The organism is Nostoc sp. DedQUE05, from assembly GCF_034530955.1.
GTDB lineage: Bacteria > Cyanobacteriota > Cyanobacteriia > Cyanobacteriales > Nostocaceae > Nostoc.
The window spans coordinates 1-21639 of record NZ_JAVRCB010000043.1; the positions used below are offsets into that span (position 1 = coordinate 1).

The window sequence follows — 21639 nt, forward strand, 5'->3', positions numbered from 1 at the left end:
CAGAGTGGTAATTTCTTTGCCTGTGTCGAGATTCCACAATTTGATGGTGTTGTCAAAACTTGCAGAAGCTAAAGTTTTGCCATCCGGACTGAAGACAACACTGTTGACTGAATCCTTATGCCCACTCAGAGTAGTAATTTCTTTGCGCGTGTCGAGATTCCACAATGTGATGGTGTTGTAAGCACTGGCGGAAGCTAAAGTTTTGCTATCCGGGCTGAAGATGACACTGTTGACCCAATTGCTATGTCCACTCAGAATGGTAATTTCTTTGCCAGTGTCGAGATTCCACAATTTGATTGTCTTGTCACGACTTGCAGAAGCTAAAGTTTTGCCATTCGGGCTGAAGACGACGCTCTTGACCGAATCGTTATGCCCACTTAGAGTGGTAATTTCTTTGCGCGTGTCGAGACTCCACAATTTGATTGTCTTGTCACGACTTGCGGAAGCTAAAGTTTTGCCATTCGGGCTGAAGACGACGCTCTTGACCGAATCGTTATGCCCACTTAGAGTGGTAATTTCTTTGCGCGTGTCGAGATTCCACAATTTGATGGTGTTGTCAAAACTTGCAGAAGCTAAACTTTTGCCATCCGGGCTGAAGACGACGCTGTAGACCGAATCGCTATGCCCACTCAGAGTGGTAATTTCTTTGCCTGTGTCGAGACTCCACAATTTGATCGTCTTGTCACCACTGGCAGAAGCTAAAGTTTTACCATCCGGGCTAAAGACGACGCTGTAGACCGAATCGCTATGCCCACTCAGAGTGGTAATTTCTTTGCGTGTGTTGAGACTCCACAATTTGATCGTCTTGTCAAAACTTGCGGAAGCTAAAGTTTTACCATTCGGGCTGAAGACTACGCTGTAAACCGAATTGCTATGTCCACTCAGAGTGGTAATTTCTCTACCAGTATCCAGATTCCACAATTTAATGGTGTTGTCAAAACTTGCGGAAGCTAAAGTTTTGCCATCCGGGCTGAAGACTACGCTGTGAACCGAATTGCTATGTCCACTCAGAGTGGTAATTTCTCTACCAGTATCCAGATTCCACAATTTAATGGTGTTGTCAAAACTTGCGGAAGCTAAAGTTTTACCATCCGGGCTAAAGACAACGCTGTTGACCCAATTGCTATGCCCACTCAGGGTGATAATTTTTTTGCCAGTGTCGAGATTCCACAATTTGATGGTGTTGTCAGTACTGGCGGAAGCTAAAGTTTTGCCATCTGGACTAAAGACGACGCTGTTGACCGAATCACTATGCCCTTCAAGACGATTTTGTTCACGAATATTAGATAAAATTCTCTGTAAACTAAATAAAGGGCTGTAGACTGGATAGCCTGCTAAAGATTGTTTATCCTTAATCAAAGTTTTCAATGTTCCTGCCGTCTGCATTGCTAATAGCAGACCATCTATTTCGCTTGAATCAAATAGTTGCAACGCATTTGCTCCCTCTTGTTCCAATCGCGTAGCTATTAAAGCAATTTTTCGAGCTGCTTCTGCCTTTTTTAGTTCCTCCACAGAAGTTTTACGGGCATTGACTGCCTCTCGCCGTTGTTGAATTGCTTGGTTTGCCCGTACTTCAGCTTGACTAGCATTTGCGCTAGCTGCCGCCACTTTGTTTTGGGCTAGTTTCAGGTTTTGCTGTGCCTGATTCACTTTGTTATTTGCAACATTCAGATTTGAAGTTGCGTTAGTAAGATTCCGTTTTGCCTGTGCCGCCTGTTCTGATATCTTTTGATTGACACGTGATATTTTGGCATTGTCTGTCGATATCCGCTGATTATCTTTCTTGGTTGCTTTAGTTTCTCTGTTCGCCTGATTTAATTCGGTTTGGGCATTATCTCTTTCTGCCTTTGCTATTCCTGCTTCTCCCAATTGATATTGAGCAAATATTAATGACCCAAATGCCCCCAGCACAGTCAGTCCTAACACCACAGAACCAATGCGAATCCGTTGATTAGCTTTGTGGTTCGCCTCTGCTAATACTTGCTTTGCTTGTTCCTCTGCCTCCAGCCTTTTCTGCACATCGCGCTTTTCCAACTCTTGGCTAGCAGCTAAAAACTGATAGTCCAAATCACTCAAACTTTTACCGACTGCCCATTCTTGAGCATCTTGCAAAGTCTGTCCCCGCAACAAGCGCGACTCATCTTGACGTTCCGACTCAACCCAGGCATTAAATGTATCGGAGTAGGGACGCAAGTTTGCTAAAATCTTTTCGCACCACTCTTGCTTAAACACCTCTGCATAAATCCGGTTATAAATTCGCAGTTTCCCCTCCCGCTTCACTACCAATCCCGTCAAACGCAGTTCCGTTTGTTCAGCACTATCATCAGTTGGTATCTCTCCCTGCTGCAAAATCTGCTGATACAACCCCAACAATCGCCCAGTCCTCTGTTCCCCACTCTGCAAAATTCTGTCTCGAATCGTCTTCAAATGCTCCGGCTCATCCTGCGTCTCCCAATTCTCAATAATTCCCTCACGTATCAACTCTTCCACCCAGTCTTTATCCTCTAGTCCCCAATTCTTCGTCTCCAGTCCCCCCTGTACCAGCAACTTACAAACTTTTTGCGTCAAAAACGGCTGTCCTCCTGTCCAATCCAGCACCACCTGCATCAACTCTTGAGAATCGCCCACTTCTGCCAATCCCTGCGCCAAGGGTTGCGCCTCTTCGAGTTGAAAGCCAGTTAAATCAATTGCCTGTCCAATATTAAAAGGTGTCCGGCGTTTGTCTTGAATCAAATCTGAAGGCGTAGATACGCCAATCAAAGCAAAGGTGAGGCGATTATATTCAGGATGGTCTGCTCGTCGGTTGTAGCAATCGCGGATAACTGCAAAAAAGTCATCCAAGTTAAATGAAAGACTTAGAATGCTGTCAATTTCATCAATAAAAATAACAATCTTTTCAGTAATTGTTTTTAGTAATATTGTTTCAATAAACTTGCTCAAGCGCTGTACTGGTGAAAGCAACCCGTTATCAGTCCACCAAGTATCTAAATCAAAAGTTGGATAAATATTCAAACTTCCCACCAGAGTATCAATCACCCCGGCATACCACTGTTCTGGGGTAATATCTGCCGTCCCAATAGCTGTAATATCAACAACAGCACAAGCAAATCCCTCTGTTTGCAACTGCTGCATTACCTGCACCCGCAAGCTAGATTTCCCCATCTGCCGGGAATTGAGTACATAACAAAAATCCCCAGCCTTCAAGCCTTCATAGAGGTCACGGTCAGCTTGCCGTCTAACATAAGTTAGGGCATTTTTAGGCAGACTACCACCGACTTGATACTGGTATTGAGTCATAAACAATTAAAAATTCAGCGCGAGTTAAACAAACCTCTCCCTGCCTTGAACTAAAGTTCAAGTCTGTCCCTCTCCGAATCGGAGAGGGACGGTTTTGCGTAGTAAAACCAGGGAGAGGTCATAATTACAAATTACTAATTAAACGAGCTAGATGTTTTAACACTTTTACGACAGTATATAAGTCATCCCCACGATTAAGCGACAGTGTATAAGATAAGGCATATCTCGGTATACTCTGTTTAGTCAACTTAATAAATTGAAATTCACTACCATTGGTGATAAACCCAAAAACAGGTTTAGCCGAAGTTGCATCTGCCAACATATAAGCCAATGCTTGTGGAATTGCTGGCACTAAGGAGTAATCTGCTCGTTTCGCCTCAATAACAAGAACCCAAAATGGAGGATGAAACACCAAGATATCAATACGTCCTCTAATAATTGTGCCTTCGTCTTCAGAAGAAATTTTTACCTCTTCTTCCGACGCAATGTAAAAAGGCGGTTGATAAAAACCTGCTAGACGCAATAGTGGAGATAGCACCACCATTTTGACTACAGGTTCTAAAATTTGGTAGCGGGATAAATGCAAATATTCTGCCTTAACTTCGTTGAGAGATTGCTTTTCTAAGTCACTCAAATCAGGTAAATCTTGCTGCCACTCTGAAAAAAACTGTTCGTCGTCTGCAAGGTGTAAACCAAATTCATCGATGAGTTGGGCTAAGGTGATATCTTTATCTTTTCCTTGAATAAGTTGAACCATTGTTGAACCTTTTTGTTATAGCGATTCAAAAAATGTTTGCGATAGATTACCCCACCCTAACCCTCCCCTTGGAAAGGGGAGGGAACTAGATTCTCTTGTTTCCCCCCTTTCCAAGGGGGGATTAAGGGGGGTAATTCGACTTGTGTGTACACCGTTGGGGAGATTAACGGGGGATACCTGGATAAGCGGAGGGTTTTGTCTATGTGTCGCATTCTTTTTTCAAATTGGTATTAAATGGTAATTGCAAATAAAAGTCTTATTGCACTCCTAATGTACTTTTTTAATTTTTCAACCCCAAGCGATCGCAAAAATATTGACTATACAATTTACACAGTGGCACTACTTGATTACCTTGAAACTTAACTAACCCCATACTGCGGAGTTTAAACGCTTCAGTTGTGCCTACATCTACGGGGCGATTTGCCATCATCACTTGTTTCACCGCCGCTAGCAATTCTGCATCCTCTTGCAAATTCAGCCAATGGCGGCGTAAATGGTCACTGTAAGGGCCTTCCTCGGTTGCCGCGATTTTTTGCAGATTTTCCAGCGTCATCCTACCACGGGCAATTTCATAAAGCGCTACCCGCACTAAATAAGGATGACCACCCACGAGTGTCATTAATTCTTCAATTTGTGAGTCAGGCCAATTGAGTCCGTGACGCTGTACCAAGTTTTGTACTTGTATTTGATTTAAGTCTGGCAACTCAATGGGTAAGCCGACATTAAAAGGCGACTGGTTAATATTGAGCGGAATATAAACTTCCTTAGAATGCACAATCACTAACCGAAGATTTTTCCAAACTGTTTCATTCTTTGAGCGCTCATGCCAAGCTCGTAGCAATCCAAAAAAATCAGCCGCAATTATGGGATGCTTGAAGACTTCATCGACTTCATCCAAACCTAAAGCTACGGGGCTATTAATGGCGGGTAATAAATACCGTTGAAAGTAATTTGTACATTTATTCTTGCTACCTAAAACACCCTTCCAATACTCGTCTAGCTTCTCTGGTAGATTCAATTCGTAGGTAATGCTGGCGCAGAACCACTGCAAAAACCGATCTAAATTACCGAGAAATTCTGCATCGGCTGACTGGAAATTTACAGGTGCTATCTGATAGCCATGTTGACTAGCATGATGGAGAACCCGCGACATGAGCGAAGTTTTGCCCATCTGCCGGGGAGCTTTAATGCGAATTAAGGCCCCTGGTTGAAGAATTGCTTCATAACAGTCTACCTCAATAGGCGATCGCTCGACATAGAAAGCAGAGTTGAGAGATACCTGCCCTTCTGGATTTTCTAAGGAGATTGCTGTTTTTATCTCGATATCTGGAATCGTTTCGTTAGCAGAGATAGCACCTTGGGGATTGTTACGACTTTTCAGCACTGGGGTGGAAGACTCTGGAATACTTTCTAAGTCAATAGCGCTACAGCCAAATTCATAAGCATCCTCATAAGACCTATTAGCACCTAGTGCATCATAAAAGCCTACCGCGAATTTAATTGCTGCCTTGTCCCCAATTGCCCGATTCATCCCAACTACGCAGTTAATGTGTTGGTAAATAGCCTCAGCTTGCACCTCGCTATAGCAGGCATTTAATAAGATACACTCAATTTTGTCTTTAAATAACTTAAATAGCCTTGCCAGTGATTCTGTACTCACCAGCTGCATTTGCCCTGTATTATTTTCCAAGGCTAAACCTTGATTTCCTCCACCATGTCCAGAAAAATGGATGATATGAGGATTATGATCTAAAAGCGCACGCCGCAAATCGTCAGGCCGCACCGCCCATTTAGTAATCAGTTCAAACTTATCTCGGCTGCGAGAGCGTTGCAACCCTTCCTGAATTTCCCTTACTTCCTCGTCCAAGCGGAGTTTGTCTGTCGTTGTGGGATTAGCTGACACAATCAGGATTTTTTTCACAGCGCTATCAACTATTAAATGCAGGCTTCTGGCTTAGATGTAGTTTACTACAGCAGATAACTACACAATTACTGATAGTGCATTACCGTTAACGAGTATTTGAACTGGATTAATCCACCTTTTATCTCCGTTGACGAGTATTTGAACTGGATGAATCCACCTTTTATCTCCGTTGACGAGTATTGGAACTGGATGAATCCACCTTTTATCTCCGTTGACGAGTATTTGAACTGGATGAATCCACCTTTTATCTCCGTTGACGAGTATTTGATACTCATGCAAATTCCAGCAATTTTCACAAGCGTGGAATATACATAATTTTAGGGGCACAATATATTGTGCCCCTTAGCGTGTAGTCTATTCAATTGAAAACCACTGTAATCCTTAGCCAGATGCAACCTAATTAATCTTAATTTTCGATTTTTTATTGGCAACCTGAGCTTAAATCAAAACTTTGACATTCTCTAGCTTCCGACAATTGCCTAACTGTATTACCAGGCTGATAACTTATCAAAGTTCCTGCAACCGCAGTCAGTGTAACAAAAGTAGTTAGTCCCAACAAAGTGGCTCGTTTTCTAAGTTTGATTGTACTGATGAAATTATCTAACCCAGCCGCACTACCAACAACCTCAATTGTCCCAAGTGCTTTTAAAGCAATAGCTGCATTAGCATAGCGGCGTTTTCGGTTACGTTCCACCATTTTCATCAACCACCATCGGAAACGTGGACTAATTTGAGGAACTAATTGCTGGAAATAAAAGCGATAGTTATCATCAATTAATTTACCAATTTCAACAGAACGGGTATTAGTAAGTAAGCAAATTAGTGTTGCTCCTAAACTATATAAATCTGATGCCTCTGTCAGAGAATGACCAAACTGTTCCTCTGGTGGCATAAAACCTGGAGTTCCGGCTATAAAGCTGCTCAGAGCTACTTTCGCACCCTGTCTTCTAGCCAACCCAAAATCAACCAGGTAAGCATTTAGTTCTCCGTCAACCAAAATATTCTCTGGCTTAATATCCCGATGAATAATTGGGGGAACTTGCTTTTGCAGATAAACCAAAATTTCTAAGATTGACAGAGCAATTTGCTTAATTTCTTCAGGATGAAAGCTACGTTTTAATCCTAATGATGGGGCATTTTTATATTCCTGTACCAGATAAAAAGCCCCTGGCATTTCAAAGGAATCTATATAGCGGGGAATGCGGGAATGATTGAGTTGTTGCAAGATTTCTATTTCGCGCTGATATGCTTTCACACCTGATAAATCAGCACCTGCACGAGCAAAACAAAACTCTTTAATCACCACCTGTTGATTAGATTTGAAAACATTAGCTAGATAAGTAATCCGTCCCCCTTCTCGGTTGCGTCCTAGTTCGCTGATGACTTGATAGCCAAGTTCTGAAAAATCTGGATGGTGATTTAAGGGAATTACCCCTTTATCTCCATTACGCACATCAAGCTCCATTTCTTCACACACCATACGAGTTTGATTATGTCAAGGCGCAATTAAAAGATTAAGATCCACTCACCCAGATTGTTAGCCCCATTTTTACCCTGCTTGGGCTAATACATATCGGCAGAAAGGCGAAATTATCACCTTTGCGTTAGCCAATGGACAATCTGGGCATTGACAACCTCTGGAACCTCATCGTGAGGACAATGACCGGCATTGGGAATGGGAACAATTTTGATATCTTTGCCATTCTCCCGCGCCTTTTCGTAAATCTTGGCCCCGGTAATTGGTGTCCAGGGATCGTCAGCACCCCAAATTACTAATAAAGGACGTTCTACTTTGGGCAAAAGTTCCTCTGGGCTAGGGCCAGGAGGGGCTGTGAGTATAGATGCGAAGACTTGTTGCGCTCCTGGATCGCAAGAGGGAGTATAAAGTAAATCAACTAATTCATCGGTGACAGCTTCACGGTTCCGGTAAACTTGGTACAGAGTGCGGCGAATTTGGGCTTTTTGGCGGATGCGATTATAGACCAATTTACCTGTAATTGGCGATCGCACAAACCGATTAAAAGCTGCCATCACCATCCGTAGCGGTGGGTTCAATTCGTGAGGACGATGGCTCAAACCACCCGCAGAGTTAATTAAAATACCACCAGCAGCAATTTCTGGATGTTCTACCAGTACAATCAAGCTCAAAAGTGCGCCGATGGAGTTGCCAATAAATACAGCAGGTTCGTGTATGTGTGCTGTGCAGAAATCTTTCAGCAGTTCCACCCAAACTTCCACACTGTAATCAATGGGCGCTTTATCGGAACCACCAAAACCCAAAAGGTCTATGGCAAATACCTGGTAGCCAGCATCAGCTAAAACCGGGATATTTTTGCGCCAGTGTCCAATGGAAGCGCCAAAGCCGTGAACCAGAACCAAAGGGCGTCCTGTACCCATGACAGTGTACTGAATTTTGTAACCCTGCCAATTCCAAATGAATTTTTCAAAGGCGTCTTGAGTTGGAAGCTGTTGTGTAGTTACAGTCATTATTAAGATTAATAAAGTCTTTCTTCAAATATAGTAATTTTCTCTGACCTAAAATGAAGTTTCAACAAAATGCTATTTTAAAATCAGTTCCAGTTGAGTTAAAGTCTTTGCCCTATAACCTATTTTGAATTGGAGCGTACCCCTTTGGGGATCTTGCTACGCATAGCGTCTCGGAGAGAAGCGACCATGACCCTTTCTGCTAACCAACTCAAGGCCGAAATTATCTACCCCAGTTCTGATGGTAAACCAATGGCAGAGAGCGATCCAGCACGGGATTATTTAATTTATGCTGTAGAAGCCTTAGACATTTATTTCCAAGACCGAAATGATGTTTACGTATCGGGGAATCTATTTGTTTACTACAAAAAGGGCATTCCTAGCGCTGTGATTGCTCCTGATGTCTTTGTGGTATTTGAGGTAGACAAGAAAAAGCGCGTCAGCTACAAGGTTTGGGAAGAAGGGGGTAAAGTCCCTAATTTTATTTTGGAAATCACTTCTGCAAGCACCCAAGAAAACGATGAAGAGGATAAACCCAAGAAATATTCACTTTTAGGTGTGCAAGAGTATTTTCAGTATGACCCAACCGGAGATTACCTCAACCCACGACTAAAGGGTTCTTATTTATTGGAGGGCAAATATCAACCGATTACATCCAACTTTTTACCCGATGGTGTCTCGTCTATTCACAGTGAAGTATTGGGTTTAGACCTCAGATTGATTGACGGAGAATTGCGGTTTTTTAACCCCCAAACGGGGAGAAAATTGTTAAGTCATAAAGAAACAGAACAAGCGCGACAAGAAGCAGAACAAGCGCGACACGATGCAATACCTAGATTATTGGAGTTAGGCTTGAGTATAGAACAGATTGCCAGTACTCTTAGTTTATCGGTGGAAGATGTGTTACTTATTTTATCGTTGGATCTGGGGAGATGATCTTTAGAGCTATAGGTAAAAATTACTATAATTGAAATTACGATCGCTCTGTGGTGAGAACGCAGTAGTAACTTCAATGCCTGCAATAAAGCTGACATCATTGATAATGAAGGTAGGCGTTATCTTCACATAAGTTTATGTTTCTAACTTGGTTAGACAGCAACTCTTGGCTGCTGGAAATTGGCGGACAACGAATACTAATTGACCCTTGGCTGGTTGGTTCGTTGATTTTTAGCAATTTGGATTGGTTATTTAAAGGTTCGCGATCGCAAAATCGTCCAATCCCAGATAATATTGATTTGATCCTGCTATCTCAGGGTTTAGAAGACCATACTCACCCACCAACGCTCAAGCTGTTAGATCGCAGCATCAAGGTTGTAGCTTCTCCCAATGCTGCTAAGGTAGTACAGCAGTTAGATTACACCCAAGTAACAGTATTGGCTCATGGTGAAACTTTCACTTTAAATAATCAAGTAGAAATCAAGGCTTTCCCCGGCTCTCCAATTGGCCCGACTCTGGTAGAAAATAGTTATCTCCTCAAAGAATTGGAAAGTGGTTTAACTGTATACTACGAGCCTCACGGGTATCATTCTCCACAACTTCAGCAATCTGCACCTATCGATGTAGTGATTACGCCGTTTATTGATATGACGCTACCTTTGCTTGGGCCGATTATTAAAGGACAAAATAGTGCTTTAGAAGTCGTCAAATCATTACATCCTCAAGTAATAATACCTACTGCTGCTGGTGGGGATGTGTCCTTTGAGGGCTTGCTGATGAAACTCATTCAAACTAAAGGAAGTGCTGAGGAATTTTGTTCGTTATTAGAAAAGAACAATCTTTCGACGCGGGTATTTGAGCCAAAACCAGGCGATCGCTTTGAACTACCATTAGAAAAACGAGCATTAGCAATTTAAATTCGAGGACAGATACTGCTTGCCATGTTATTAAACTAACATGGCAACTACTAATTTTTTTCCATAGCTGAATTATCTTGCATATATACTTCTCTAATCGGAAAAGGAATTTGAATTCCTGCTTGCTGATAGCGTTTGTGTAATTTTTTGACAAATAGATGTTTCCCAATCCGCTGATCGAAGTATTCACTTACCCGCATATAAAGCGTAAAATCTATACTAAAATCATTAAAAGTATGAAATCTGATATATGGTTCATTTTCTTTTAATTCTGGTGCAATTTCTTGCATAACTTCTTTAGCAACTTCTACAGTCACTTTTTCAACTTGTTCTAAATCGCTATCATAACTGACACCCACATCCATTGTTAAAGTAATTTCCTTTGCAGGTAAATGATAATTGGTGAAAATAGCCGAAGACAACTTAGAATTAGGAACAATGACTATATTATTGGAAATTTCTTTAATTGTCGTATTCCGCCAAGAAATATCTATAACATATCCCTCATGACCAGCATCTAATTTTACATAGTCTCCGGTTCTAACTTGCTTAGAAATAACTAAGTAAAAACCAGAAAACAAATTTGCAAGTGTGTCTTGAAGTGCCAAACCAACTGCTAGACCACCAATACCTAAAGTTGTGACTATTGGTGTAATTTGAACGCCTACCGTTTGCAAGATGATTAATGTTCCTAAAACTAAAACAGTAATCTTAGCAAGGTTAGAAATTAGTGATGTGGGAATCCCTTCTGCTCTGCGAATATATAAATTCAGGAAACCAGCAGTCAATTTAGCCAAGACTAAAGTTATTGAATATAGAAATGCCATCGTCAGAATTTTTTGCAGTACGATGGCAACATTTGGCTTGAGGGGAGCGCTCAGAACTGCCCAAAAAAAACCGCCAATGACAAACCAAAGAAAAGTCATCCGGTGTAGAGAGTGAAATAGAATTTTACTCCCGGCAATTCGTTTATTAGTAACGAATGTTTCTAGTTTTTTAAAGATAACTTTTTCACCAATTATTCCAGCCAGAAAGCCAGATACAATAAACACTATCGGCGTAATCCATTCCATCATATAAATTTTAAATTTGGAGTTTTACATTTTAGGATAACAGCACTATTGCTGCAATTATGGCTAAATTTTACCTTGTTATTTGCCGGATTATCTGCTTGAGATTTTCTTTCCTTATGGACTTGCCAATTATTTACCACCCAGATTACATTGCTCCTCTACCTGAAGGACATCGTTTCCCGATGTCTAAGTTCCGACAACTCTACGAATTGCTGTTAGCTGATGGTGTAGCGAATCAAGAACAATTTCACACTCCTGAACGTCCGCTACTAGAATTGATAGAGTTAGTCCATACTCCAAGCTACGTTCAAGCTTATTGCGAAGGAACCCTAGACCCCAAAGCACAACGTCGCATTGGTTTACCTTGGAGTCCAGCACTAGCAAATCGTACTTGTGTAGCGGTAGGTGGTACGATACTGACTGCAAAACTGGCACTAAGTCAGGGTTTAGCCTGTAATACGGCTGGTGGAACTCACCATGCCTTTCCCAGTTATGGGTCTGGTTTTTGTATTTTCAACGATTTAGCGATCGCTTGTCGCGTTTTACAAAAATTCGGACTCGTCCAAAAAATCCTGATTGTCGATTTGGATGTCCATCAAGGAGACGGTACAGCTTTTATCTTCCAAGACGACGACAGCGTTTTTACTTTCTCCATGCACTGCGAAGTCAATTTCCCCGGTACGAAACAAAACAGCGATTTGGATGTTCCTTTGCCGATAGGAATGGAAGATGACGCTTATTTACAAACCTTGGCGAATTATTTATCAGATTTATTGTCTAAAGTCAAGCCAGACTTAGTATTTTATGATGCAGGCGTTGACCCTCATATAGGCGATCGCTTGGGCAAATTAGCCTTAACTGATGCTGGCATTTTTCGCAGAGAAATGCAGGTTCTGAGTACCTGTATGAGTAGCGGTTATCCAGTCGCCTGCGTTATTGGCGGCGGTTACGCTGATGATATGAAATCTTTAGTATGGCGGCATTCCCTGCTACATCGGGCTGCTAGTGAAGTTTACCGTCACTATAAACTATAGTCATTTAGTGGGCAATACTAGCCAAAATCGTAAAGTTTTTAAACGCAGAGGAACGCAAAGTAAACGCAAAGGTACGCAGAGTATTGCCAAATTTAATTCGTAGCGAATAGGACTAAAATAAACTTTGCGCTCCTCTGCGCTTACCTCTGCACCCCTTTGCGTTTAAATTTAAACCATATTTTGAAGGCATTGGCAGTACTGGATGAACAACGGCAAACTCAGAATATACGAACTAGCAAAAGAATTGAATTTGGATAGCAAGAAGCTATTATTAATTTGCGACAAGCTCAACATACTAGTCAAAGGTCATACCAGTACAATCTCAGAATCCGATGCAGAACGTATTCGTGCAGTAGCAAATAAACTAACAGCAAAATCCTCGAGAACTAAAACAACCTCTGAAGATTGGGGCTATACGTTTATAGCTTCAGCAATTGATAGCTTTATCCGCCATCTTGAAGGTGAGGCTGCCTTGAAATCATATTCCGATTTTAGGGAGCGGCGCGATCGCGCCAATCAGTTAATGTATGAATGTGTCGGTAAAAAGCCTTCTCTATTTTATGTGCGTCGTAAAGGTGCGGGGAAAGAAACAAGAGAGGAAATCTGGGATTTGACAATAGCAACAGACTCCGATGATTTTCCATTACCCGCAAGACTTGACAAGCTCAGAAAAACATTAGGATTTAGAGCAGCTGTACAAAAAGATGGACGCGACGGTATAAAAATACTTTCGGCTCAATTATTACAACTCTCACGGGGACACGCCGACAGCTATGCTATACCTTGTCGCTTGCGTTTACTAGCTAATCATCAGCATCATCTCGATATTCCGCCAGCGACATTGAAGCGCATCGCTACTGCACCAGTTTGTGGTGACCACATACCTACAGAAGATCAGCTAAAAGCTTGGAAAGCATTTTTGCAAATTGAAGAAAAAATCGCGAAAGCGCGTCAATTTTGTGTGCGTTACGTAAGTCATAACTATAACTTCAAAAGACGAATCAGTTTTGAAATTGATCTAAACTTAGCCACCCTTGACGGCTTTTATCAAAATTCCCTCGAAGTAGATAATTTTTGGGAACGAGCAAGAGGCACAAAAAACGAAGATTTAAAACTTTTTGAAACTGCTCCCGTCGGTAAAAATTGGATTAGCGGTCGTCAATTAGGAACTGTTGAGGAAATTGACCCTAACCGTTGTATTATCAGCCTCAGATTAGAACGTGACTTAGCTGAATTCATGGCAACAGAGCGTTATAAGTTGCCAGATACAGGATTTTTGTGTTTCGAGGCAGTTGGTGATATTCAACAGATTCAGCGCAAGAAAAAAGCTTTAGATGATTTGAATAATGGTTATACTCAAAATCCCTATTTAGGCAACTTTTTATTTGATGCTTCTCAGGCTAGACAGATCAAAACAACTGTTGAACTTCAACCACAAGATTTATTATTATCTTCTGCAAATCCTGGGCAGAAAGCAGCAGTGGAGAAGGTACTTGCCGCAAAGGATCTTGTTCTCATCCAAGGGCCACCAGGTACTGGGAAAACTACCGTAATTGCGGAGATTTGCTATCAAATTGCCCTTCGCGGGGGACGCACTCTAATTGCTTCTCAAGCCAATTTAGCAGTAGATAACGCCCTGAGTCGATTAGTTCACAACCCAGTAATTCGCGCTGTACGCAAGGGGAAAGCCGAAAAAGTTGGGGAAGAAGGACAGCCATTTTTAGAAGACCAAGTGATTGGCAGATGGCTAGAAAATACTGCAATTGACTGCGAAAATAATCTGACTCAACGGCTGGAAAATATTAAAATTTTCACTCAATTACTGGCATTATCACAAAGATTTACCGCTTACTTCCAAGCAGAGGAAGAATTTCATCAGCAACAAACTAAATTCAATAAAAATAAGGTAAAGCTAGAGGTAAACTTTCAAAATCAAGAAAAATATTACAACGAAACTGTAGAAAAACAGAACGAGGTTGAATCACTAATTACAAAATTAGAAAATATATTAAATAATTTCCCAAATATCAACTGGGAAGCTTCAGAAGTTACAGATTTATTACCACTTCTTAAACCCTACACAGAAGGTAACAGTTTAGTAGAAGAGTTTTTAGCAAATGTTCGTCAAACCATCAAATATACTGATGAACTTGGCTTTATGCGTCCGGCGCTTGGTGCTTTTGGTTTAGCGGCTTGGTTGCGTGAAACTGTAGCAATAGAAATTTCTGGATTTAAAACTTCTTTGACTGATGCTCAAGAAGCAAGTAAAGCCATCTTAGAAGTTGCAGCATCAGTGAAGGTTGTCAAACAAAGTTTCGCCTCGTTGAATCAGTTACAACCAGATTATCAGCAATATCATACCAAACTGCAAAATATACAGCAAACAATCCAGATATGGCAAAACCGCAAACGGGAAATAGATTACATTATCTCAGCAGTTAAAGAATGGAAATCTACAGCACCCTCTCATCTCTGTCAAACTTTAAAAGAATGTCATCAATCAGGTTTACCATTCACAGAAAACTTAGTTGACTTGCCGCTAGGTTTGTTGATGTTTGCTAATACATTAAAACTACCAATAGTACCAAAAGATTATAAAATAAATCTACCTGAATGGGAAGTATTAGCAAAGGCGATCGCTTATGAAATAGACGGAGGTTTTACTGACAGGCGGGGTAAACAGCATAATTTTAGCTATTTTTTACAAGAAAATTTTAGTCAGATTCCAATGGTGCTATCAAAAAGCGATCGCACTCAATGGCAAGAAACCTATCAACAGTTTAACAATTATCAGCTACTCAACCTCAAACAACGAAAATTACTGGTTGAGAATACCCAGGTTTTCTTAATTAGAATGCAACGGACTTATGGTACATCATGGGAATTGAATAATATCGACTCTACTCTCACCCGTATTACACAAGAATTGTTAGATATTATCCTTGCAAATGCGCGTCAATGCGTTTTAAAAGTCAAAACGGAAACTGAGCAACAACTTCAGCATCTACAAGGACAATTAAATGAACTTCAGAAAAATAAAGTTAGCCAACAGCAAATATCTATTACTCAAGCTGAGGTAGAAAAAGCACAGCAGGATGCTAATTTCCAACTTGGGCAAGTGATTAATATTTTGCAAGAACTGAATCAAAAAAATATCTCTTCTCAATTACGTATTTTAGTTGAAAAATATCTGGCAACACAATCAAATATTTGGGAGCATCCCCAAGAATTTGCAAATCAAGTAAATTACTGGGAAACTTCCATTAGTCAGCTTGAAACCTTAATCTTATTATTAGAACCTTTTGCCGTACTAGAGATAATTAAACATTCTCTAAATGAGCATTTATCAAAGCTACAAGAAAAAACTGAAACTTCTCTACAGCATCTAGAAAACTTACAAACTAATTTACGTGAGGTAGAACAAAAATCACAACCACAGCCATCAGAAAACCTAAAACAAGAACGAAGCTGGTGGTTGACAAAATGGCAAACAATACCTGATAAGTTTAAACCAGAAATTTCTCAAGCAGACTTATTTAGTATAAAGTTTTTACGCAATATCAATACTCAGTTTAAATTTTGGCAGCAACAACTCCAGACAGACGAAACTTATCTCAATAAATATCAGAATTTTGTTCGAGATTGGATAGGGAAATTAAGAGAGCCAACTGAAGGTGACAGGGACGATTTAAGACGCATATATTTAGATAATGCTAATGTCGTCGGTATCACCTGTGTTCAAGCTGCAAATAGAGGTTTTTCAGAAGAATTCAAATCTTTTGATGTCGTTATCATTGATGAGGTTAGTAAGTGTACTCCACCAGAGTTACTAATTCCAGCTTTGAAAGGCAAAAAGCTAGTAATGGTAGGCGATCATCGCCAATTACCACCCATGCTTGATACTAGCACTTTAGAAGAAGTAGCTCAAACAATTGGCAATACACGAGACGAACTACAGTTTTTAGAAGAATCATTATTTAAAAGTCAGTTTGAATCTGCTGATGAAAGCATCAAACAAATGCTAACTACACAGTATCGAATGCATCCATTTATTATGGGTGCAATCAATCAGTTTTATGACGGTAAACTAGAATCTGGTATTGTAGAGGCGGACACGAAACGCGCACATCATCTAGCAAGCGAAATCATCCAAGAATCTCAGCATCTTATTTGGGTAAAAACGCCTATAGAAAATCAATTTTTAGAGCAACGAAATGGAACTTCTTACTTTAATATTCCAGAAATTAATGCGATTGAACGTTTGTGTCATCAGTTTGAGAATACTTGGGCTTCTAAAGTTGCTAATGGGGAACCAAAAAAAGAAATTGCTGTAATTACATTTTATGGCGCTCAATTAAGAAAAATCGATGAACGTCTGCAATCTGAACTTTTTCCTTCGCTAGAAATTCGTACTGGTACAGTAGACAGATTTCAAGGTATGGAAAGACCTGTTGTAATTGTCAGTATGGTTCGCAACAATAGCAAAGGAGATGTGGGATTTGCCAAGAAACCAGAACGGGTTAACGTTGCATTTTCCCGCGCTCAAGAACTATTAATAATTGTAGGTTGCCATAATTTATTTACCCATCAATCAGGTAAAGTCGGAAGTATGTATTCTGAAGTATCAAATATTGTTAGTCTTCACGAAGGTTTCGTTGATGTTTCTCGCCTCTTCAGCTAAATCTGTGGTGTGCTTACGCATAGCCCGCCGCAGGTATTGCGCGCGACAAAAAACCTAAATTTCATAAACTGTAACTTAGGCTAAGTATCTTAACGGAATTTGCTCCTAAACAGGACTTACGCAACTGGCACAGTGCGATCGCTAGCCAGTAGTACATAAGTATTTAATTACCCAGAATGTATTTGATATTTACAAGCTCAAGCACAATTTGCTTTTTAATTATTTAATTGAGCAACTAAAACGTCCAGATATTACTGCCTTCTATGTAGTTTTTGGGTGCTCGGTGCGCTTCGCACACTATTGCTTGTGCCAGTTGCGTAAAGTTCTGAACCAAAAATTCTTAAGTCTACAAAGACTCTAAATAGTTCAAAAGATCCGCCATTTCTTGAGGACTAGGTTGGAATTTTGGCATTGGCGGTGTTTCGCCACTGATCACTTGGTGAATCAGCCCATACCGAGACTTGTGCTTTGAAACAGCTTGCAAACTGGGCCCCACTCGCCCGTCTGCTTCCAAGCCATGACAACCAGCACAGTTAATTTGAAATATCGCGTGTCCTTGAACTGGGTTTCCTGTTAGGGATAGAACACTCTTGACGTATGGATCGGAGGCTTGAACCAACTGAACACCAAAAAAGCCCAAAGGGACTCCTAGCAGTATAGTCAGCGTCAATAAAACGATCCGCTGAATCAAAATTTCAGGTTTGTTAATCTGGTTATCCAAAAGGTTTGCTGTGAAAGTCTAGGTGTGCTAAAAAGTTTTCATTTCCTACACATAGCTTAAAAGTTCTTGATTGTGTCTGCAAGCACAGAAGACTATTTTTTTGTGACCAGTCGCACTCCAAAGGGCTGTAGGGCGCAGGATTCATACGAAATTTGGTAAAATCAAAAACAGGCAACGAATATTTAATAATTACAAAGAGGAGATTTACAGTGGTTGAACCCCTGCTATCAGGTATTGTCCTTGGTCTAGTTTTCGTAACTCTCGCTGGACTTTTTTACGCTGCATATAAGCAATACAAGCGCCCCAATCAGCTGGGGGGATGAGGGAGTGCTGAGTTAGGAGTTAGGAGTTAGGAGTTCGGAGTTAGGAGTTAGGAGTCATATTCTTCTTCATCTCCTTTATCTGCTCCTGATTCCTGATTCCGAATTCTGTAGAAAGTAAGTGATGTGTTGCCGTAAACTTTCTGGCGGCAAATTTCCCAAGCGGGAATCTCTGGCGGTGTCCAACCTTGTGAGGCGTGTTCAACTGCGATTTCACCGCTAGGATCTAAAAGTTGATAATGAGCGATCGCTTCTAATACTGGCTGATATAATCCACTGGCATAAGGTGGATCGAAGTAGATTCTATCAAACTGTTTACCTGATAAAGTCTTTAACTGCTGGGTAATATCTCCCCGCAATACCCGAAATTCCTGGTTGGCATTAGTTAACTGCTGCCAATTTTGTTGAATGGTGGCACAGGCTCGGCTCGATTGTTCAATTCCCACTACTAGGCTGGCTCCTCTACACAAAGCCTCTGCGCCCATTGAACCAGTACCGGCGCATAAATCTAGCCACCGACAACCTGCGATTTCTCCTTGCCAAATATTAAATACTGCCTCCCTTACCCGCGCACTAGTAGGTCTAGTTTCTTTCCCTGGTAAAGTTTTTAGCTGGCGATTACCGTAAATTCTCAGGCTCATTAGTTATTAGTCATTAGTCATTAGTCATTGGTCATTAGTCAATGTTTAATGGTCGGTGGTGATTTTGATTTATTCACAAAGGACAAAGGACAAATGACAAAATAATTATGCAGGAATTTTTTCGCGGACTTGAGCAACGAAATTAGACAGGATTTGCAATCCGATATTAGAGGATTTTTCGGGGTGAAATTGTACTGCCATCAAATTTTCATGAGCGATCGCAGCTGTGACGGTTTGAGTGCCGTGAGTGATAGTTGCTGCACGGATTAGCGGGTCTATCGGGTCAACATAGTAGGAATGGACAAAATATACCCAAGGATCGGAGGGTAAATGCTCCCACAAAATACTTTTTGGTTGAGTGATTTCTAGTTGATTCCATCCCATATGAGGAATAGTGATGTCAGCTTCTGGACGAAACCGCCGCACTTTTCCTTTGATAATTCCTAGCCCTGGTTGAGTACCTTCGGCACTTGATTCAAAGAGAATTTGTAATCCTAAACAAATTCCCAAAAAAGGTTTACCAGATGCGATCGCTTCTTTAATAGGTTGTTCTAAACCACGCGATCGCAGGTGTTGCACTGCTGGATCGAATGCTCCCACTCCCGGTAGGACTATAGCATCTGCCTGCTCTAATTCCTTTGGAGAATAAGTAACATTCGGAGTTGCCCCAGCTTTTTCCAACCCTTTGCAAACTGAGTGCAAATTTCCCATCTCGTAATCTACGACCGCAATTACTGGCATTTACCTGCTCCTTGTAAATTTATTATGGAGGGTTTTTCTATTCTAAATAATATTTGTTATGAAGAAAAGAATTCTATTAACTTCTTTTGACATTTGGCTAAAAGATCAACAGTCAAATTCTTCTGATGATTTATTACTTGAAGTGAGCAAACTTGAGTTGATACCACATGACTTAACTTTTTTACGCCAGTTACCCGTAGATGTGCAACTTGCTAGTACTCAGGTAATGGAAAAAATCAAGGCAATCCAACCTGATTACATCATCTGTTGTGGCATGGCTGCAAGCCGTACACAATTAAGTGTGGAAGCAGTTGCTAGCTGTGGAGAAATTGTTTTGCAGACAGAAGTTGATTTAGAAAAATTAGTGGCGGGAGCAGCAAAAATTCAGATTAGCTATGACTGTGGAAAATTTGTCTGTGAAGGTCTTTACTATTCAGTGTTGGACTACTTAAGCCAAAATAAACTCACAGCACGTTGTATCTTTGTCCACGTTCCGGTTCTCAATCAAGAAAATTTGATGGAGATTCTTGCCGATTTCGTATTAATTATTAACAAACTGGCACTTTCATCAAGTTGTTAATGTCTGTATGGTGAAATAAATATCTAAGTATATGTTGCCATTGTTACTAATTTTTCCAATTGCCCAATCAACTCCTGCCAAGCTACCACCTGAAGAAGTCGTCCAACCACAAGAAGTACGTCCTTTACCAGGTCAATTGGATACAGTGCCAACCTTTAACAGCAATAGTCCAGAATTGGTTTTGAAAGAAGGGATTTTACTTTCCACCTTTCCACCAGATGGGAAAAAAGTACCAACAGCGCATCTGAATTTTCCCTTTCGGGGACGATTTGATATTTTTGCCCATCACGTTGCGAAGGCTGAACCACCAGAGAATTTGCGTTCTCTTTATTTAGGGATAATCTTGCATAACCCTAGTTTGGAACCAGTGAAAGTAAATATTTGGCAGGCGGCGAGTTATTTAAGTCAACCGGATGCACCATTTATTCAGTTACCATCTTTTAGCCAAAATCTTTTAGGTAAAGTTTTTTCCGGGCCAGGCGATCGCGTCATGTCTGATGTGCTTCGGGGAGTACGACAAGAGATTTTTCCTGCCCAAATTGAGATTCCACCAAAGCAAAGTCGGATGTTACTCAATTTACCAATTCCTGTACAGGGATTGACACCACCTTTAAATGGTCGGTCTACATTCATACGACTGCAAAGTGATGGCACTGTCTATGCAGCTAGCCTAGCGATGTTTGCACGGGAGAATCCTGATGGCAGCGAGCGATCGCCTACTTTAGAAGAGTGGCAGAATTTACTAGATAATGGCGATTTGGCTGTGCCGCGAGATAAAACTCCCACTCCCTTAGAAGAAACTGGTAAGCCAAGAATTTATGGGCGAGTTGCGGGAGTCGTTGGTGGTTCGCGATGGAGAGCTTTATTAGTAGATAATCCTAAAGCCAGATATCTAACTATTCCCCAGCCTGGTCAAGTGTTTTCCTACGCTCTGAATACCCTGCATGGCGGTACATTAGGAACTGGTCAAATTCAAAGTGCGCCTATGCTAGTGCGCTATCCTGACACCGCATATCGCGCTCATGGCAACTATGGAATTCAATATAATCTCAAGTTGCCGCTATACAACAATACTCAAAGTTCTCAAACTGTTAGTGTGTCGATACAAACACCACTAAAGGAAGATCGGTTAGTCAAACCAGGGTTACGCTTTCTGAGTACACCAGATCCTCAAGTATTTTTTCGAGGAACAGTGCGAGTACGTTACAAAAATGACCAAAATCAGCCGCAAACTCAGTTTGTGCATTTAGTACAAAAGAGAGGTCAACCAGGGGAACCATTAGTTTTGTTAAAGATGAAATCAGGCGATCGCTCTTTGGTAGAAGTAGACTTTCTTTATCCACCGGATGCTACACCACCGCAGGTATTAACAGTTTCAACTCAGGCTGAACCTCGGTTATGAGTCATGAGTAATGGGTAAGGACTTTTTTCTAATTACCTGTTACCAAAAAATAATTAAAGCCTGTTCTAGAGCTTTTCACCCCAAGTTTCTATATTTAGGGTGAATACTTATTCCGCTGCATACACTGCAAT

The 21639-nt window shown here is 41.0% G+C and carries 17 protein-coding genes; 8 read left to right on the forward strand and 9 right to left on the reverse strand.

Annotated elements, in window-relative coordinates:
• From RMZ42_RS26460 to RMZ42_RS26470, 3 genes are all read right to left on the reverse strand, one after another.
• Positions 1 to 3297 (reverse strand): AAA-like domain-containing protein (locus tag RMZ42_RS26460; RefSeq protein ID WP_322674213.1); only part of this gene is annotated, 3297 nt, incomplete at its 3' end.
• Positions 3298 to 3421: 124 nt separating this feature from the next.
• Positions 3422 to 4054 (reverse strand): type I restriction enzyme HsdR N-terminal domain-containing protein, encoded by a 633-nt coding sequence (locus RMZ42_RS26465; protein WP_322674214.1) that lies wholly within the window; start codon positions 4052 to 4054, stop codon positions 3422 to 3424.
• 280 nt (positions 4055 to 4334) lie between these two features.
• A complete protein-coding gene (locus RMZ42_RS26470; RefSeq protein ID WP_322674215.1) occupies positions 4335 to 5975 on the reverse strand; it encodes an AAA-like domain-containing protein in 1641 nt (546 codons plus the stop codon).
• A 99-nt stretch (positions 5976 to 6074) separates the two neighbouring features.
• On the opposite strand from RMZ42_RS26470, the gene RMZ42_RS26475 reads away from it, so the two are divergent.
• Complete coding sequence (locus tag RMZ42_RS26475; RefSeq protein ID WP_322674216.1) at positions 6075 to 6293, forward strand: hypothetical protein; 219 nt, start codon at positions 6075 to 6077, stop codon at positions 6291 to 6293.
• A gap of 106 nt (positions 6294 to 6399) precedes the next feature.
• Here the strand turns inward: RMZ42_RS26475 and RMZ42_RS26480 are convergent, their stop codons facing one another.
• Positions 6400 to 7443: a serine/threonine-protein kinase gene (locus tag RMZ42_RS26480; RefSeq protein WP_322674268.1), complete on the reverse strand. Its 1044-nt coding sequence runs from the start codon at positions 7441 to 7443 to the stop codon at positions 6400 to 6402.
• A gap of 128 nt (positions 7444 to 7571) precedes the next feature.
• Positions 7572 to 8465, reverse strand: coding sequence for an alpha/beta fold hydrolase (locus RMZ42_RS26485; protein WP_322674217.1), 894 nt, complete (start codon positions 8463 to 8465; stop codon positions 7572 to 7574).
• 186 nt (positions 8466 to 8651) lie between these two features.
• On the opposite strand from RMZ42_RS26485, the gene RMZ42_RS26490 reads away from it, so the two are divergent.
• A complete protein-coding gene (locus RMZ42_RS26490) occupies positions 8652 to 9398 on the forward strand; it encodes a Uma2 family endonuclease (protein ID WP_322674218.1) in 747 nt (248 codons plus the stop codon).
• A 137-nt stretch (positions 9399 to 9535) separates the two neighbouring features.
• Entirely contained in the window at positions 9536 to 10315 is a 780-nt protein-coding gene (locus tag RMZ42_RS26495; protein WP_322674219.1) for an MBL fold metallo-hydrolase, read from the forward strand.
• 50 nt (positions 10316 to 10365) lie between these two features.
• Here RMZ42_RS26495 and RMZ42_RS26500 read toward each other — a convergent pair whose 3' ends face one another.
• Complete coding sequence (locus RMZ42_RS26500) at positions 10366 to 11391, reverse strand: mechanosensitive ion channel family protein (protein WP_322674220.1); 1026 nt, start codon at positions 11389 to 11391, stop codon at positions 10366 to 10368.
• A gap of 113 nt (positions 11392 to 11504) precedes the next feature.
• Between RMZ42_RS26500 and RMZ42_RS26505 the strand changes: the two genes are divergently transcribed.
• Together RMZ42_RS26505 and RMZ42_RS26510 are read left to right on the forward strand one after the other, a co-directional pair.
• On the forward strand, positions 11505 to 12422 hold the full coding sequence (locus tag RMZ42_RS26505) for a histone deacetylase (RefSeq protein ID WP_322674221.1): 918 nt from the start codon (positions 11505 to 11507) through the stop codon (positions 12420 to 12422).
• 202 nt (positions 12423 to 12624) lie between these two features.
• Positions 12625 to 17103 carry a translation initiation factor IF-2 N-terminal domain-containing protein gene (locus tag RMZ42_RS26510; RefSeq protein ID WP_322674222.1) on the forward strand — a complete coding sequence of 1493 codons (4479 nt, stop codon included), beginning with the start codon at positions 12625 to 12627 and terminating at the stop codon, positions 17101 to 17103.
• 346 nt (positions 17104 to 17449) lie between these two features.
• Here RMZ42_RS26510 and RMZ42_RS26515 read toward each other — a convergent pair whose 3' ends face one another.
• Positions 17450 to 17824, reverse strand: a complete 375-nt coding sequence (locus RMZ42_RS26515; RefSeq protein ID WP_322674223.1) for a cytochrome c — start codon at positions 17822 to 17824, stop codon at positions 17450 to 17452.
• Positions 17825 to 18033: 209 nt separating this feature from the next.
• Between RMZ42_RS26515 and petG the strand changes: the two genes are divergently transcribed.
• Positions 18034 to 18147, forward strand: coding sequence for a cytochrome b6-f complex subunit V (gene petG / locus RMZ42_RS26520; protein ID WP_063721252.1), 114 nt, complete (start codon positions 18034 to 18036; stop codon positions 18145 to 18147).
• Positions 18148 to 18194: 47 nt separating this feature from the next.
• Here petG and rsmD read toward each other — a convergent pair whose 3' ends face one another.
• Positions 18195 to 18785: a 16S rRNA (guanine(966)-N(2))-methyltransferase RsmD gene (gene rsmD / locus RMZ42_RS26525; RefSeq protein WP_322674224.1), complete on the reverse strand. Its 591-nt coding sequence runs from the start codon at positions 18783 to 18785 to the stop codon at positions 18195 to 18197.
• Positions 18786 to 18890: 105 nt separating this feature from the next.
• Positions 18891 to 19526, reverse strand: coding sequence for an imidazole glycerol phosphate synthase subunit HisH (gene hisH / locus RMZ42_RS26530; protein ID WP_322674225.1), 636 nt, complete (start codon positions 19524 to 19526; stop codon positions 18891 to 18893).
• A 58-nt stretch (positions 19527 to 19584) separates the two neighbouring features.
• Between hisH and RMZ42_RS26535 the strand changes: the two genes are divergently transcribed.
• Both RMZ42_RS26535 and RMZ42_RS26540 read left to right on the forward strand, forming a co-directional pair.
• Positions 19585 to 20106 carry a peptidase C15 gene (locus RMZ42_RS26535; protein ID WP_322674226.1) on the forward strand — a complete coding sequence of 174 codons (522 nt, stop codon included), beginning with the start codon at positions 19585 to 19587 and terminating at the stop codon, positions 20104 to 20106.
• 31 nt (positions 20107 to 20137) lie between these two features.
• The gene (locus RMZ42_RS26540; protein ID WP_322674227.1) at positions 20138 to 21508 is read left to right on the forward strand and encodes a DUF3370 domain-containing protein; all 1371 of its coding nucleotides are present in this window, start codon (positions 20138 to 20140) and stop codon (positions 21506 to 21508) included.
• Positions 21509 to 21639 lie beyond the last annotated feature (131 nt).

Bases quoted from the DNA above. Each gene is read 5' to 3' on its own strand.
- RMZ42_RS26465 (WP_322674214.1), bottom strand. From the start codon at position 4,054: ATGGTTCAACTTATTCAAGGAAAAGATAAAGATATCACCTTAGCCCAA.
- RMZ42_RS26480 (WP_322674268.1), bottom strand. From the start codon at position 7,443: ATGGAGCTTGATGTGCGTAATGGAGATAAAGGGGTAATTCCCTTAAAT.
- RMZ42_RS26485 (WP_322674217.1), bottom strand. From the start codon at position 8,465: ATGACTGTAACTACACAACAGCTTCCAACTCAAGACGCCTTTGAAAAA.
- RMZ42_RS26490 (WP_322674218.1), top strand. From the start codon at position 8,652: ATGACCCTTTCTGCTAACCAACTCAAGGCCGAAATTATCTACCCCAGT.
- RMZ42_RS26495 (WP_322674219.1), top strand. From the start codon at position 9,536: ATGTTTCTAACTTGGTTAGACAGCAACTCTTGGCTGCTGGAAATTGGC.
- RMZ42_RS26500 (WP_322674220.1), bottom strand. From the start codon at position 11,391: ATGATGGAATGGATTACGCCGATAGTGTTTATTGTATCTGGCTTTCTG.
- RMZ42_RS26505 (WP_322674221.1), top strand. From the start codon at position 11,505: ATGGACTTGCCAATTATTTACCACCCAGATTACATTGCTCCTCTACCT.
- RMZ42_RS26510 (WP_322674222.1), top strand. From the start codon at position 12,625: ATGAACAACGGCAAACTCAGAATATACGAACTAGCAAAAGAATTGAAT.
- rsmD (WP_322674224.1), bottom strand. From the start codon at position 18,785: ATGAGCCTGAGAATTTACGGTAATCGCCAGCTAAAAACTTTACCAGGG.
- hisH (WP_322674225.1), bottom strand. From the start codon at position 19,526: ATGCCAGTAATTGCGGTCGTAGATTACGAGATGGGAAATTTGCACTCA.
- RMZ42_RS26535 (WP_322674226.1), top strand. From the start codon at position 19,585: ATGAAGAAAAGAATTCTATTAACTTCTTTTGACATTTGGCTAAAAGAT.
- RMZ42_RS26540 (WP_322674227.1), top strand. From the start codon at position 20,138: ATGTTGCCATTGTTACTAATTTTTCCAATTGCCCAATCAACTCCTGCC.